The sequence below is a fragment of the Acidovorax sp. Root568 genome (assembly GCF_001427445.1).
In the GTDB taxonomy this organism is placed as follows: Bacteria; Pseudomonadota; Gammaproteobacteria; order Burkholderiales; family Burkholderiaceae_C; genus Acidovorax; species Acidovorax delafieldii.
This window is the reverse complement of sequence record NZ_LMGP01000015.1, coordinates 503,630-516,309: the sequence shown is the minus strand read 5'-3', so window position 1 is coordinate 516,309 and position 12,680 is coordinate 503,630. Positions and strand designations below refer to the sequence as shown.

At 64.2% G+C, this 12,680-nt stretch carries 13 protein-coding genes; 7 read left to right on the top strand and 6 right to left on the bottom strand.

Translation table 11 applies throughout. The features are described 5' to 3' along the window. Positions 1-110: 110 nt before the first annotated feature. Positions 111-1,004: a LysR family transcriptional regulator gene (locus ASD75_RS14200; protein WP_056746543.1), complete on the bottom strand. Its 894-nt coding sequence runs from the start codon at positions 1,002-1,004 to the stop codon at positions 111-113. Positions 1,005-1,128: 124 nt separating this feature from the next. On the opposite strand from ASD75_RS14200, the gene ASD75_RS14195 reads away from it, so the two are divergent. Genes ASD75_RS14195 through ASD75_RS14185 form a run of 3 tightly spaced genes read left to right on the top strand, consistent with a single transcriptional unit; the run spans position 1,129 to position 3,037 of the window. After that, on the top strand, positions 1,129-1,995 hold the full coding sequence (locus ASD75_RS14195; protein ID WP_056746539.1) for an MBL fold metallo-hydrolase: 867 nt from the start codon (positions 1,129-1,131) through the stop codon (positions 1,993-1,995). Between the two features lie 46 nt (positions 1,996-2,041). After that, positions 2,042-2,377 carry a hypothetical protein gene (locus ASD75_RS14190; protein ID WP_235511632.1) on the top strand — a complete coding sequence of 112 codons (336 nt, stop codon included), beginning with the start codon at positions 2,042-2,044 and terminating at the stop codon, positions 2,375-2,377. A 3-nt stretch (positions 2,378-2,380) separates the two neighbouring features. Continuing rightward, positions 2,381-3,037: a DsbA family protein gene (locus ASD75_RS14185; protein ID WP_056746537.1), complete on the top strand. Its 657-nt coding sequence runs from the start codon at positions 2,381-2,383 to the stop codon at positions 3,035-3,037. 78 nt (positions 3,038-3,115) lie between these two features. Here ASD75_RS14185 and ASD75_RS14180 read toward each other — a convergent pair whose 3' ends face one another. The 3 genes from ASD75_RS14180 to ASD75_RS14170 all read right to left on the bottom strand — a co-directional run bounded on the left by ASD75_RS14180 (position 3,116) and on the right by ASD75_RS14170 (position 5,330). Beyond that, entirely contained in the window at positions 3,116-3,682 is a 567-nt protein-coding gene (locus ASD75_RS14180) for an ATP-binding protein (RefSeq protein WP_056746535.1), read from the bottom strand. A 237-nt stretch (positions 3,683-3,919) separates the two neighbouring features. Next, entirely contained in the window at positions 3,920-4,879 is a 960-nt protein-coding gene (locus tag ASD75_RS14175) for an NAD(P)/FAD-dependent oxidoreductase (protein WP_056746525.1), read from the bottom strand. Beyond that, positions 4,842-5,330, bottom strand: coding sequence for an Rrf2 family transcriptional regulator (locus tag ASD75_RS14170; RefSeq protein ID WP_056746524.1), 489 nt, complete (start codon positions 5,328-5,330; stop codon positions 4,842-4,844). Before ASD75_RS14170 ends, ASD75_RS14175 begins: the two co-directional genes overlap by 38 nt. Before the next feature lie 193 nt (positions 5,331-5,523). On the opposite strand from ASD75_RS14170, the gene ASD75_RS14165 reads away from it, so the two are divergent. After that, positions 5,524-6,246 carry a class I SAM-dependent methyltransferase gene (locus ASD75_RS14165; protein ID WP_056746521.1) on the top strand — a complete coding sequence of 241 codons (723 nt, stop codon included), beginning with the start codon at positions 5,524-5,526 and terminating at the stop codon, positions 6,244-6,246. 121 nt (positions 6,247-6,367) lie between these two features. Here ASD75_RS14165 and ASD75_RS23740 read toward each other — a convergent pair whose 3' ends face one another. Then, positions 6,368-7,291, bottom strand: a complete 924-nt coding sequence (locus tag ASD75_RS23740) for a nucleotidyltransferase domain-containing protein (RefSeq protein WP_156401021.1) — start codon at positions 7,289-7,291, stop codon at positions 6,368-6,370. Then, a complete protein-coding gene (locus ASD75_RS14155; protein ID WP_156401020.1) occupies positions 7,288-8,178 on the bottom strand; it encodes a pentapeptide repeat-containing protein in 891 nt (296 codons plus the stop codon). The genes ASD75_RS23740 and ASD75_RS14155 overlap by 4 nt, the downstream gene beginning before the upstream one ends. Before the next feature lie 549 nt (positions 8,179-8,727). Between ASD75_RS14155 and ASD75_RS14150 the strand changes: the two genes are divergently transcribed. Genes ASD75_RS14150 through ASD75_RS14140 form a run of 3 tightly spaced genes read left to right on the top strand, consistent with a single transcriptional unit; the run spans position 8,728 to position 12,567 of the window. Continuing rightward, the gene (locus tag ASD75_RS14150; RefSeq protein ID WP_369817491.1) at positions 8,728-9,966 is read left to right on the top strand and encodes an ROK family transcriptional regulator; all 1,239 of its coding nucleotides are present in this window, start codon (positions 8,728-8,730) and stop codon (positions 9,964-9,966) included. Beyond that, positions 9,963-11,540 carry a sugar ABC transporter ATP-binding protein gene (locus tag ASD75_RS14145; RefSeq protein WP_056746515.1) on the top strand — a complete coding sequence of 526 codons (1,578 nt, stop codon included), beginning with the start codon at positions 9,963-9,965 and terminating at the stop codon, positions 11,538-11,540. The genes ASD75_RS14150 and ASD75_RS14145 overlap by 4 nt, the downstream gene beginning before the upstream one ends. Continuing rightward, on the top strand, positions 11,521-12,567 hold the full coding sequence (locus ASD75_RS14140) for an ABC transporter permease (RefSeq protein ID WP_200947601.1): 1,047 nt from the start codon (positions 11,521-11,523) through the stop codon (positions 12,565-12,567). The genes ASD75_RS14145 and ASD75_RS14140 overlap by 20 nt, the downstream gene beginning before the upstream one ends. Positions 12,568-12,680: the final 113 nt, after the last annotated feature.

Sequence of the window (12,680 nt, the reverse complement as noted above, 5' to 3'; positions counted from 1 at the left end):
TCTCGCACGAGGGTTGGGGGCGTTTTTTTAGCCAAAGTGACCGGATGCGCTAGAGGAATATGCCTGAGCAGCTATCAAAAGCGTAGCGTTTTCTGGCCGTTCTGCCGCCCTCACCACGGTACCCCCGCAAACCGGGCCACCAAAAAATCCAGCAACGCGCGCACCGCAGGCGACAAGTGACGGCGCGACGGGTACAGCGCATAGATCGTCATCACCGGCAAGTCCCAGCCCGGCAACACGGCCTGCAGCTCGCCGCTGTGCAGATACGGGTTGACCAGATACGTCGGCTGCATCGCAATGCCGCCGCCCGCCAGCGCGGCGCGCATCAGCGTGGTGGCCTCGTTGGCGCTGAAATGGCCGCTCACGCCTACACGCTCCACCACCTCGCCGCGCGTCAGCTGCCACACGCTTTTGCCAAAGTTGGCGTAGCTCAGGCACCGGTGCTGCCCCAGGTCGGCAGGTTGCTGCGGCACACCGTGCGCGGCCAGGTAGGCGGGCGATGCCACCAGGGCTGAATCGCAGCGGGCCAGTGGCCGGCCGATGAGCAACGGGTCGGGCTCGGCGCTGATGCGGATGGCCAGGTCGATGCGCTTTTCCACCAGGTTGAGCGAGCCTTCGCTCGCGTCCAGGTCGATCTTGAGCTGCGGGTGTTGTGCCAGAAAGTCCGCAATCGCCGCGCCCATCTGCGCAAACGCAAACGACACGCTGCAGGTCAGCCGCAGCTGTCCGCGCAATGCGCCCTCGGTGGTGGTGGCGGTTTCTTCTTCCAGGTCTTGCGACAGCGCCAGCATCTGCTGGCAGCGGCGCAGCGCGTGTTCGCCCGCATCGGTCAGCGTCACGCTGCGGGTGGTGCGCTGCAGCAGGCGGGCCTGCAGCCACTGCTCCATCTCGCCCACATAGCGCGTGACCATGGCCCGCGACATCTCCAGTTTGTCGGCCGTGGCGCTGAAGCTGCCGCTGGTGGCGACTTCGGCAAACACATGCATGGCGGTCAGGCGGTCCATAAGGGGTTATTTGATCGATTGGTGAAACAAATATGCGCGAATTATCGGGTTTATTGGATCGATTGGTGCAAATAAACTTCATTCCGTCATCTGCACCACCGCTCAACACACCGGAGAAACCACCATGTTCCGCACCACCCTCATCGCCGCCACCCTCGCCGTTGCCTTCACCGGCGCCCACGCCGCCCAGCCGCTGCAGGTCAAGGTCTACAACGCCGACGGCAACAGCTTCAACGTCAACTCCACGCTGGTCTATGGCGAGAAGGAAGCCATGGTCATCGACGCCGGCTTTACCCGTGCCGACGCGCTGCGCATTGCCGCCAACGTGCTCGACACGGGCAAAGAGCTGAAGACCATCTACGTGAGCCAGGCCGACCCCGACTATTACTTTGGCGTCGAGACGCTGAAAGAAATCTTCCCCAAGGCCGACGTGGTGACCACGCCCGCCGTGCTGGAGAAGATCAACGCCAAGCTGGCTGGCAAGCTCGCCTTCTGGGGCCCCAAGATGGGCGCCAACGCACCGCGCACGCCCGTGCTGCCCAAGGCGATTGCTGGCAACACGCTGAGCGTGGACGGCCAGACCGTGGAGATCCGCGGCACCACCGGCCTGCTGGCGCACCGCCCTTATGCGTGGATTCCGTCCATCAAGACCGTGGTGGGCACCATCGGTGTGTTTGGCACCAACACCCATGTGTGGACGGCCGACACGCAAACGGTGGCCGAGCGCAGCGCCTGGGTGGCCCAGCTCGACGAAATGGCCGCCCTGCAGCCCACCGTGGTGGTGCCCGGCCACATGCCCGCCGGTGGCGCGCTGGATGCCGCCAACATCAGCTACACCAAGGGCTACCTGCAAGCGTTTGAGAAGAACGCCGCCGCCACCAAGACCAGCGCCGAACTCATCGACGCGATGAAGAAGGCCTACCCCGCAGCGCCCATGGGCCTGTCGCTGGACATCGGCGCCAAGGTGAACAAGGGCGAGATGAAGTGGTGAGATGACGTGCTGAAAGCTGTCAAAGCAGTTTGTTGAAAGGAACCAGATCGTGACCGCCACACACCCGCTCCAACAAGTCCTGCAGCACCTGCACGCCGGGCGCTGGAACGCGGCGCACGATCTGGTGCAACACGACGGCTCCATGCTCGGCGCGTGGCTTCACGGCATCCTGCACCTGCAAGAGGGCGACCTGGAAGACGCCGAAAACTGGTACGACCGCGCCGCCCGCCATTTCCGCAGCCGGGGCACGCTGGCCGAAGAAATCGCAGCGTTTGAGGCCGCACTGGCCGCACACCTTACCCAGCTTGCCCAGGCTGCACCCGCAGCGGCACCGGCCGCCGCCACACCGCCTGATCCTGAAGATTCTGAAGAGAGACCCTGATCCATGCCCTCCACGCCCACCGTCACCGTGACGTACCTGTTCGACCCCCTGTGCGGCTGGTGCTACGCCGCCGCACCCGTGCTGGCCCGCTTGCAAGCCACGCCCGGCGTGCAGGTGGTGCTGGCACCCACGGGCTTGTTTGCAGGCGCAGGCGCCCGGCCCATGGACGCGCAATTTGCCGCCTACGCCTGGTCCAACGACCAGCGCATCGCGCAGCTCACCGGCCAGCCGTTCAGCCAGGCCTATCGCGAGCAGGTGCTGGGCCAGCCGGCCAGACGTTTTGACTCGGGCCCTGCCACGCTGGCCCTCACCGCCGTGGCGCAGACCGAGCCCGCGCGCGAGCTGGAGGCACTGCACGCCTTGCAGCACGCACGGTATGTGGACGGGCGCGACACCACGGCGCCCACCGTGCTGGCCGACGTGCTGAGCGCCCTGGGCCTGCATGCAGCCGCAGAGTTGGTGCACGAGCCCACCGATGCCCTGCGCGCCGCCATGCTGCAGCGCGTGGCCGCCGCCCGGGCCGACATGCAAGCCCTGGGTGCGCAAGGCGTGCCGCAACTGGCAGTGGGCGACGCCGCCACCGGCCGCCGCCGTGTGCTGGGCAGCCAGACCCTGCACGGCAACTTCGACACATTGCTGCAGCAGGTGGCCCAGGCCTGAGCGCTGCGGTTAGGACGGTGCGGCCTGGGCTGCACCGTTGCCCACAGTGCAAATTGCAGCCAGGCCTGCGCCATGTCTTCAAGCCCCGTGGTCCGCCACGGGCACCCACACCACGGTGTGGTTCGCGCACTCCACTTCGTCCGGCGGCTGCCATAGGTCGCTGGCCAGCTCAAAGATGTGCGGCGGCACCACCATCGAAAACGTGGCGCCCTGTTCGGCGTTGCGCCGCAACACACGCGCGCGCCGCACCTCGCGCGGGGCGTCCAGCACATACACCACCATGGCATCGGCCCATGGCCCCATGCGGGCGTAAAACGCATCGCGCTGGTGCTGCTGGATCAGGCCCACCTCCAGCACCACATCGCCACCTGCGTTCAGCACGGCCTCGGCCGTCTTCCAGATCTGCGCCAAGCAACGCAGCGTGCGGGGCACATACCAGGCCATGACGTCCGCCGCATCGGGCCGGTCTGGCGAGAACAGCGTGGCCATCCAGTCGTCCAGGTTCAGCGGCACGGCGCGGTGCAGCTGCACCAGCTGGCGCACAAAGGTGGACTTGCCCGCACCCACGGGCCCGATGACCAGATGGATGCGCGGGGAGGGGGCGGCGGCACCTGCGGGGGCCGTGTGTGTGGAAGTGGCGTGCATTGATAAGGGCTCCAGAAATGCAAAAAAGCCCTCTCTGCAAGCAGGGAGAGCCTTCAATGCGATGGACCAAAAAGAAAAGCCCTCAACGGTGGTGGAGGGCTTTGCGGCTCGCTCAGGCCTAAGGGGCCGGACGCGATAGGGTAGTGTAGGTGCCCGCTGCGGGCTGCGTCAACCGTTGGTCCGTGTGCCGTGTGTTGAGTCCCCCAATCACACCCTGCGCGCCCCCGGCAAGCTGGGTCACGCCCCAAACACGAGCGCCTGGTGCGCCCCCACACCCGCCAGCACGCCTTCTGCAGACGCCAGCGTGGCGTTGTGCCGCATCAGCGTCAGGTCGCCAGCGGCATACACGCCGGGCACGGTGGTCATCTTGTTGGCATCGGTGCGGAGGTAAGGGCCCATGGGCCCATCATCGAACGCGCAGCCCAGTTGCTCGGCCAGCGGGCTGGCAGGGCGGGTGGTGGCTGCCACATACAGCGCATCCAGCGGTACCACGCGCGCATCACCGCTGCCGGTGGCTAGCAGGCGCACACCCTGCAGCGCCTGGCCCGGGTCTTCCAGCGCGGCGATGGGCGCGGGCTCGATGGTTATGCCCAGCGCCAGCAGCCGTTCGCGCTCGGCGCTCTCCAGCGTGGTGTCGCCGTTCAGGAAGAGGGTGGTCGGGCCCCAGTCGGCAATCAGCTGCGCGTGCATGGCCGAGCCTGACGAGTGGTACAGCACGCCCAGCCGCTGGCCCGCAAACTCGTAGCCGTGGCAGTAGGGGCAATGCAAAACCGTGGCGCCCCAGCGCTCGCGCAGGCCTGCAATCTCAGGCAAACCATCCTGCACGCCAAACGCCAGCACCAGCTTGTGGGCTTCCAGGGTTGCGCCATCGTCCAGCACCACTTCAAACCCGTTCTCTGGTGACCCGGCGCGTTGCTGCGCCGTGGCCGACACCACCGCGCCCTGCACAAAACCCACCGTGGGGTAGGCTGCCAGCTTGCGCCGCGCCCGCTCGATCATCGCCAGCGGCGGCTCGCCATCTTGCCCAAAGAAGCCGTGCGACGCTGCCGCAAACCGGTTGCGCGGCTGGCCTGCATCCACCACACACACTCGCCGCCGGGCACGCGCCAGTTGCATTGCGGCCGACAGGCCGGCAAAGCTGCCGCCTATCACGATCACCTCATACGCCTGGGTTGTCGTCACTGCTGCTGTCGCCATGCTCAATCTCCTTGTGACCGTGGCACCCGGCCACCATGCGTTCATGAAACTCGGCCGACAGCTGTGCCAGCGTCACCGCGCCCAGCCGCGCCAGCAGGGCTTCTTCGGCCGCCTGGTAGGCATCGGTCAGCGCGCGGTTCACCGCTTGTTCGACGATGCAGCCGGGGCTCTCCACCCTGTTACCCACCGCCAGCAGCGTGGGCGCGCCCAGCGCCTCGTAGATGTCGCGCAGCGTGATGTCGGTGAGCGGGCACGACAGTACCCACCCGCCGCCATGGCCCTTGGCCGACGAAACAAACCCCGCATACCGCAGTCCCGCCATCAGGCGGCGCACCACCACGGGGTTGGTCTGCATGGCCTGCGCCATGGCCTCAGACGTGGCGGGCCCCTCCATCTCTGCCATGTGCAGCAGCGCGTGGAGAACGTTGGAAAGTCGGCTATCTCGTTTCATGCAACATTAAAAGTTGCGTGATGGTAGCATGCACTGAAAAGCCGCGCTTGGCGCGTAGGATGCTATCAATAGCGTAGCTGCTGGCGCATATTGCACTAGCGCTTGCGGCCTGTTTGACTCAAAAAATGCGTCCATGGGTCGCCACGCCCCAGTGAGGCCCGTCTGCAGGCACCACCATCACACCGCCCACCCCATGACCCACCCCCACCCCCCATCCGCCTTCACCGACCCCGCCGCCGTCGCCCGCTACGCCGAAGGCCCCCGCCGCAACGTGCCCGGCTACGACAGCCTGCTGCCCATGGTTCGCATCCTGCTGGCCGAGCGCGTGCCCGACCACGGCCGCGTGCTGGTGGTGGGCGCAGGCGGCGGGCTGGAGCTGGAAGACATGGCGCTGGCGCACCCCGGCTGGCGGTTTGACGGCGTGGACCCGAGCCAGCCCATGCTGGACCTGGCCGCCCAGCGGCTGCAAAGCGCAGGCGTGCCCGGCGGCCGCGTGGCGCTGCACCACAGCTATGTGCAGAGCGCACCAGCCGGGCCATTCGATGGTGCGACGTGCCTGCTGACTTTTCACTTTGTGCCACGCGAGGAGCGCGTGCCCATGGCGGCAGAGATTCGGCAGCGGCTCAAGCCCGGGGCGCCGCTGGTGGTGGCGCATCTGAGCGTGGCGGATGGTGCAGGCCCCAGTGGCGATGGCGGGGCGGGGGAGCGCGATGTATGGCTGTCACGCTATGCCGCGTTTCAGGTGCTGTCCGGCGTGCCGCCGGAGCATGCGGCCAGGGCGCGGGACAAAGTGGCGGCAGAGCTGGCCGTGCTGACGCCGCAGGAAGACGAGGCGATTCTGCGCGAAGCTGGGTTCAGCGATGTGCGGATGTTTTATGTGGGGTTCGCGTTCAGGGGGTGGGTGACGAGGGCGTGAATGGCATGAGAGGCTGTACCCGGCCAGAAGCGGACTACGGCGGCAGACGACATCAGACTGTCAACGTCTGACATGAGAGGCATGACCCGGCTTGCCGGGGCATGTCCTCTTGATGGACGGGTCAGTGCTCACTCGCCGAAGATGTACCCCTAAGCCAAACAGCAAAGGTCGCTTCAACATTGGTTCGAATCCAATCCACAGAATCAATTGCAGTGCCACCATAAGGCGATGGCTTTGAAAAGATTGCTTCAATTTGATGCGACGTTTCTGAACTCGCGTTAGCTGGCGTGTACCCCATCGCGCGGTATGCACCCTCAAGCCGCCGCAAGGGGTAGTACCAATGCCGATAAGCAGAGGTTGACTTGATCTGATGTAAGACAAAGTCCTCTATCGAGTGGCGATTGGCAAGGCAGTGAGCGCCGGTAACGCGTTCGATTACCGCCTGTGTCTGTGTCAGCTTCTCGGCGATTCCACCAACGCTGAATCCAGCGCGATAGTCCCTCTTGCGACGCCTAAGTGCAGCTAGCAGTTCTGCTTCCTCCACTGATAGACCGTGCGCTCTGGTGGTTTCTGCGACGAGGGCTGGATAGGAGAAGACGTAGCGGCCGGTGTTCGCCAGTTGCAAGATTGCGTGATTGCGAAACGCAACGGCGAGAACATCGAAGGACCATCCCATCGCGCTTACGCATGCAGGAGTGCCTCTCGTCATCTCAAAGAGCTCAAGGTTTTCTTCGATTCGGTGACGATAGTCAACCAGCGGTCGGTAACGTTCGAGCAGGCTGTTCAGTCTTCCGTGGCGGTCACGCAGAACGTGTCCTTCCTGTTTAATGTGCTGCAGAAAAAGCGATCCGTCGCGTGACAAAGCCTCCATCTGAGGCCAGGTATACACGCTGGGTGAGTATCCAGCATTGGCTAGATTGCTCCTCATAATTTGGTCTTCACATGCGCCAGCAAGCAGGACGTCCCGGTCGCTGAATTGATCGGCATCGCCTCTGGGGACGGAGCCAAAGAGGGCCAGGCTCTCAACGTTTGGGGATAAGTTCATCGCACGAACCTCTTAACGATCATCGCAGTCGAGAGCGCGATCCATGCGATGCCGAGAAGAACTTGACATGAAACGGCGATCAAGCCGGTTGGCGTGGATGGCGTAAGGTCTGCAGTGCCGAATGTGGACATATTGCCGAGCGTAAAGAACGCAGTCTTTACGGGTAGTGGAACCGCGCTTAGCTTGGCTGGATCGATACCAAACTCAGACCAGTGAGCGTGGTTGTACGCCCACACGGCAGAGTAGAGTACAGGCGTCCATAGCAAGATATTTCGGGCTCGCACACCGTAGCCGAAAAGCACTTGAAATGCCGCATTCCAAAACCAAAAAGCAAAGAAGCGAAAGTTCAACCACTTTGCAGTTCCCTTCTTGGCGCGCCAATACGAAAAGCGGTTATAGCGCTGCCAAAGTCGAAAGTGATACTCCGCGGCATCTCGAAACTCAGGCTGACTCTCATCGATAGAGTTCTTCATGAGTGTGTGAAAGAGATCCACCCCAACGTTGGGGTACTTTTTTCGGTCAAAGATGTGAGAGAGAAATGATCTAGGGTCGAGGTAGGTTCTTGAAAGCCTGAACTTGTTCGTGTTGCATCGAACGAAAACGCACTCGTGAAAGGCGCAGTCTTCGAAGTGCGCGCCAAGAAACAGGCATTCGTCGAACGTGCATCTTGTAAATACCACGCGGACGAAATGTGTTTCATAGAACCGCATCCGTTTGAAGACCTTGTCTTTGAACGGCAGCGTGTCGCCTACTGTCGACGCTTGGAGCGTCGAGGTCGGAAGAAAGGCCTGCTCGAAGATCTCAGTTTCAGTCGCAAGGTGAGACTGCAAACCAAGTGCGTCAATCTTCGGCAAACCTTTGCCAAGATCAAAGAATGAATCCGCCATGGTTCCCCTGACTTGTCGTTGTATCCGCTGGGATGATTATGCGATCTCGCGCTTTTTGAGAAGACGCTCCTAGAGATGTGTCTCCCAATCTGCTCTTGTGAGGCCTAACGTTTGAATTCAGCCGACCGGCGGACTTAGTCGGCCTGGCTCGGCTGCAATGAGAGGTTATGCATCACTGTGCCCTCTAATAATTTGATGACTGCTTACTTGCCCCCTCTTTGAACAGCGCCCATGAAGAGCATGGTTCCATTTGCGCTCGTTCGCTTGAAGCAAGATCACAGCTTCCACAAACGCTTGCGGCTCGAACGAATTGTGCACGTCAGAATCGGGAAGCTGCCGGTTAATGAACTTCGATGAACTTGGCTCCCTCACCAGCTCTGGCCAACTCTTGCTGCCTCTCCCACAGCTTTAGACTTTCTGCATTGATTGGTTCTTTGATCATTTTTTGGTCAAAGTTCAGTCTTGCCCGGCCAAAGTAGACCGCATAGCATCCCTGTCAAGCACCCACCCCCATGAGGTGCTGCACAAAAACATGACAGGAGACAAGCCTTGCCATCCACCCGCTGGAGTCACTGCGGCACTGAAGACCTGAGCGTCTTGCAGACCATCTTCTGGTCCGCAGGCGCGTCGCGCAATGCGCTGGCGCAGCGCCTCGCCTATTCCAAGAGCAAGGCCAACGCCATGGTCGCGGCGCTGCTCGATGAAGGCCTGCTTGACGAGGTGGGCCTGCAGGAATCCTCTGGCGGCCGGCGTGCCGAAACCCTGCGTTTGAGCGAAACCCTGGGCGTGGTAATTGGCGCCGACCTGGGTGCGACCAGCATGCAGATTGCGGTGATGCGCCCCGACATGACGGTGCTGGCGCGGCACCGCGAGCCCATTGATGTGCGCCAGGGGCCAGGCGTGATCCTGGCGCGGGTGCGGGGGCTGATGCGCGAGCTGCTGGCGCGCTGCGGGCTGGCCCCGAATCAGGTGATTGCCATCGGCATGGGCGTGCCGGGGCCGGTGGATTTTGAAAGCGGGCAACTCGTCAACCCGCCGCTGATGCCTGACTGGGACGGCTTTTCCATCCGCGACTACCTGCGCGAGGCGTTTGCCGCGCCGGTGTTTGTGGACAACGACGTGAACCTGATGGCGCTGGGCGAGATGTACCGGCTGCAGCGCAATCTGCCCAACTTCCTGGTCATCAAGGTGGGCACGGGCATTGGCTGCGGCATCGTGTGCCACGGGCAGGTGTACCGGGGTGCCAATGGCTCGGCGGGCGATGTGGGCCATATCTGTGTGGACCAGCACGGCCCGCGCTGCCACTGCGGCAACCAGGGCTGTGTGGAGGCGATGGCCGCAGCGCCCGCCATGGCGCGCATGGCGATGGAGGCCGCGCAGCGCGGCGAAAGCGCCATGCTGGCCGAGCGACTGCAAAGCACGGGCACGCTGACGATTGAAGACGTGGCCCAGGCCAGCCGCACGGGGGATGTGGCGGCCAACGCCATCATCCAGCGCGCTGGCAGCCTGGTGGGGCAGATGCTGGCGTCCATCGTCAACTTCTTCAACCCGTCGCATGTGTTCATTGCCGGGCGGGTGACGGACATGGGGCCGCTGTTCCTCGCGTCGGTGCGGCAGAGCGTATACCACCGGTCGCTGGCGCTGTCCACGCGGCACCTGGAGATTCAATACGCGCCGCTGGCCGACGATGCCGGTGTGGTGGGCGCGGGCGTGCTGGCGATGCAGGAGAGCCTGTCGCGCGCGGGCTCGGCAACGAGCGCGGGCGTTGGTGTGGGGGCTGTGCGATGAGCGTAGCCGTCGAGTTTCGCAATGTGACCAAGGAGTTTGGCCCGGTGCGCGTGCTGCACGGCGTGGGCTTTGCACTGCAGCCGGGCCGCGTGTATGGCCTGCTGGGCGAGAACGGCGCGGGCAAGTCCACGCTGATGAAGATTCTGGCGGGGTACGAGAGCCCGACCACCGGCGAGGTGGTGGTGGACGGCGCGGTGCGTGCACTCGGCGGTGGCTCGCGCGCGGCCGAGGCGCAGGGCATTGTGCTGATCCACCAGGAGTTCAACCTGGCGGACGACCTGACGATTGCGCAGAACATCTTTCTGGGCCACGAGATCAAGAAGGGCTTCTTTCTGCCGCCGGGCCGCCCCAAGGCAGAAAGCGGCCCCCTCGGGGGGCAGGGAGCGACACGCAGTGCGCGACCGTGGGGGTCATGGTTTCTCGACGACAAGGCGATGCGCGAGAAAACGCGTGCTGCCCTTGCACAGGTGGGTTTGCCGCTGGACCCGGACACGCGGGTGCGCAAGCTCATCGTGGCCGAGAAGCAGCTGGTGGAGATTGCCCGGGCGCTGGCCCGCAATGCGCGCCTGCTGATCATGGACGAGCCCACCGCCACGCTGACCCCGGGCGAGACGGAGCGCCTGTTCACGCTGATGGCCGGGCTCAAGGCTGCGGGCGTGACCATCATCTACATATCGCACAAGCTCGACGAGGTGGAGCGCACCACCGACGAGGTGGTGGTGATGCGCGACGGCCTGCTGGTGGCGCGCGAGGCCACGGCCAGCGTGACGCGGCGGCAGATGGCCAACCTGATGGTGGGCCGCGAGCTGGCGGATTTGTTCCCGCCCAAGCTGCCCGCGCCGGAGGGGGGAGCGCCCGCCATGAAGGTGCGCGGTCTCTCGGTGCCGGGCTGGGCAGAGGAGGTGAGCTTTGACGTGCGGCGTGGCGAGATTCTGGGCTTTGCCGGGCTGGTGGGGGCCGGGCGCACCGAGCTGTTTGAAGGTCTGCTGGGCCTGCGCCCGCGCTCGGCCGGCACGGTGGAGCTGGCGGGCAAGCCGGTGAATTTGAAAAGCCCGCGCGATGCGGCGCGCCATGGCCTGACGTATTTGAGCGAAGACCGCAAGGGCAAGGGCCTGCACGTGCACTTCAGCCTGCGGCCCAACCTGACGCTGATGGCGCTGGAGCGCTATGCCAAGCCCTGGCTCGACCCGGCGGCCGAGCAAGCTGCGCTGCGCGATGCGGTGCACGAGTTCGGCATCCGCACGGGCTCGCTAGACGTGCGCGCCTCATCGCTGTCGGGCGGCAACCAGCAAAAGCTGGCGCTGGCCAAGGTGCTGCACCCCGGCCCCAGCGTGGTGGTGCTGGACGAGCCCACGCGCGGCGTGGACGTGGGCGCCAAGCGTGAGATCTACCACCTGGTGCAGCGCCTGGCAGAGCAGGGGCTGGCGGTGGTGGTGATTTCTTCCGAACTGATGGAGCTGATCGGCTTGTGCCACCGCGTGGCGGTGATGCGCGCCGGGCGGCTGCAGACCACGCTGCAAGAGCCAGATTTGACCGAAGAGGAGTTGATCGCCCATGCCACAGGTACCCGCTGAAAACGCACCCACCGCAGCGGCTGCCGCAGCACCCGCTGTACCCGGTGCAGGCCGCCACGGCGACGCCACGGCCTGGTGGGGCAAGCTGCACGGGCTGGGCCCTGTCATCGGTCTCGTGCTGCTGTGCATTGCCGGCACGCTGCTCAACAGCAACTTTGCTACTTACGACAACGTGATGAACGTGCTCACGCGCACGGCCTTCATCGGCATCATCGCGGTGGGCATGTGCTTTGTGATCATCTCGGGCGGCATCGACCTGTCGGTGGGGTCGATGGCGGCGCTGATCGCGGGCTCGGTCATCCTGTTCATGAACGCGATGGCGCCCGTGCTGGGCTCACCCCTGGCGGCCGTGGTGGTGGGCATGCTGCTGGCGGTGGTGCTGGGTGCGGTGTTCGGGCTGGTGCATGGCCTGCTCATTACCAAGGGGCGCATCGAGCCTTTCATCGTGACGCTGGGCACGCTGGGCATCTTCCGTGCGTACCTCACGTACTTCTCCAACGGCGGTGCCATCACGCTGGAGAACGATCTGTCGGACATCTACAGCCCGGTGTACTACGCCAACCTGCTGGGTGTGCCCATCCCCGTGTGGATCTTCTTGCTGGTGGCGGTCATCGGCGGCGTCATCCTGAACCGCACGGCCTATGGCCGCTATGTGCAGGCCATCGGCTCCAACGAGCAGGTGGCGCAGTACGCGGCGGTGGATGTGCACAAGATCAAGATCCTGACGTACATGCTGCTCGGGGTGTGCGTGGGCATTGCCACGCTGCTGTATGTGCCGCGCCTGGGGTCTGCATCGCCCACCACGGGCCTGCTGTGGGAGCTGGAGGCGATTGCCGCCGTCATCGTGGGCGGCACGGTGTTGAAGGGCGGGGCGGGCAGCATCACCGGCACGGTGGTGGGTGCCATCCTGCTCTCGGTCATCAGCAACATCCTCAACCTCACCAGCATCATCAGTGTGTACCTGAATGCGGCGGTGCAGGGCTTCGTGATCATCGCGGTCGCCTTCATGCAAAGGGGCAAGCGGTGATGGAGTGGATGGAACAACTCTCCTGGCGTTGTTGCTGTGTCTTGCCGTGCTACTCGCACTGTCTGCGACACAGCGCCTAGCCAGGACCGCTGCGCTGAGTTTTCCAGCCACTC

Bases quoted from the DNA above. Each gene is read 5' to 3' on its own strand.
- ASD75_RS14170 (WP_056746524.1), bottom strand. From the start codon at position 5,330: ATGAAACGAGATAGCCGACTTTCCAACGTTCTCCACGCGCTGCTGCAC.
- ASD75_RS14145 (WP_056746515.1), top strand. From the start codon at position 9,963: ATGAGCGTAGCCGTCGAGTTTCGCAATGTGACCAAGGAGTTTGGCCCG.
- ASD75_RS23740 (WP_156401021.1), bottom strand. From the start codon at position 7,291: ATGAACTTATCCCCAAACGTTGAGAGCCTGGCCCTCTTTGGCTCCGTC.
- ASD75_RS14155 (WP_156401020.1), bottom strand. From the start codon at position 8,178: ATGGCGGATTCATTCTTTGATCTTGGCAAAGGTTTGCCGAAGATTGAC.
- ASD75_RS14180 (WP_056746535.1), bottom strand. From the start codon at position 3,682: ATGCACGCCACTTCCACACACACGGCCCCCGCAGGTGCCGCCGCCCCC.
- ASD75_RS14195 (WP_056746539.1), top strand. From the start codon at position 1,129: ATGTTCCGCACCACCCTCATCGCCGCCACCCTCGCCGTTGCCTTCACC.
- ASD75_RS14185 (WP_056746537.1), top strand. From the start codon at position 2,381: ATGCCCTCCACGCCCACCGTCACCGTGACGTACCTGTTCGACCCCCTG.
- ASD75_RS14175 (WP_056746525.1), bottom strand. From the start codon at position 4,879: ATGGCGACAGCAGCAGTGACGACAACCCAGGCGTATGAGGTGATCGTG.
- ASD75_RS14200 (WP_056746543.1), bottom strand. From the start codon at position 1,004: ATGGACCGCCTGACCGCCATGCATGTGTTTGCCGAAGTCGCCACCAGC.
- ASD75_RS14140 (WP_200947601.1), top strand. From the start codon at position 11,521: ATGCCACAGGTACCCGCTGAAAACGCACCCACCGCAGCGGCTGCCGCA.
- ASD75_RS14165 (WP_056746521.1), top strand. From the start codon at position 5,524: ATGACCCACCCCCACCCCCCATCCGCCTTCACCGACCCCGCCGCCGTC.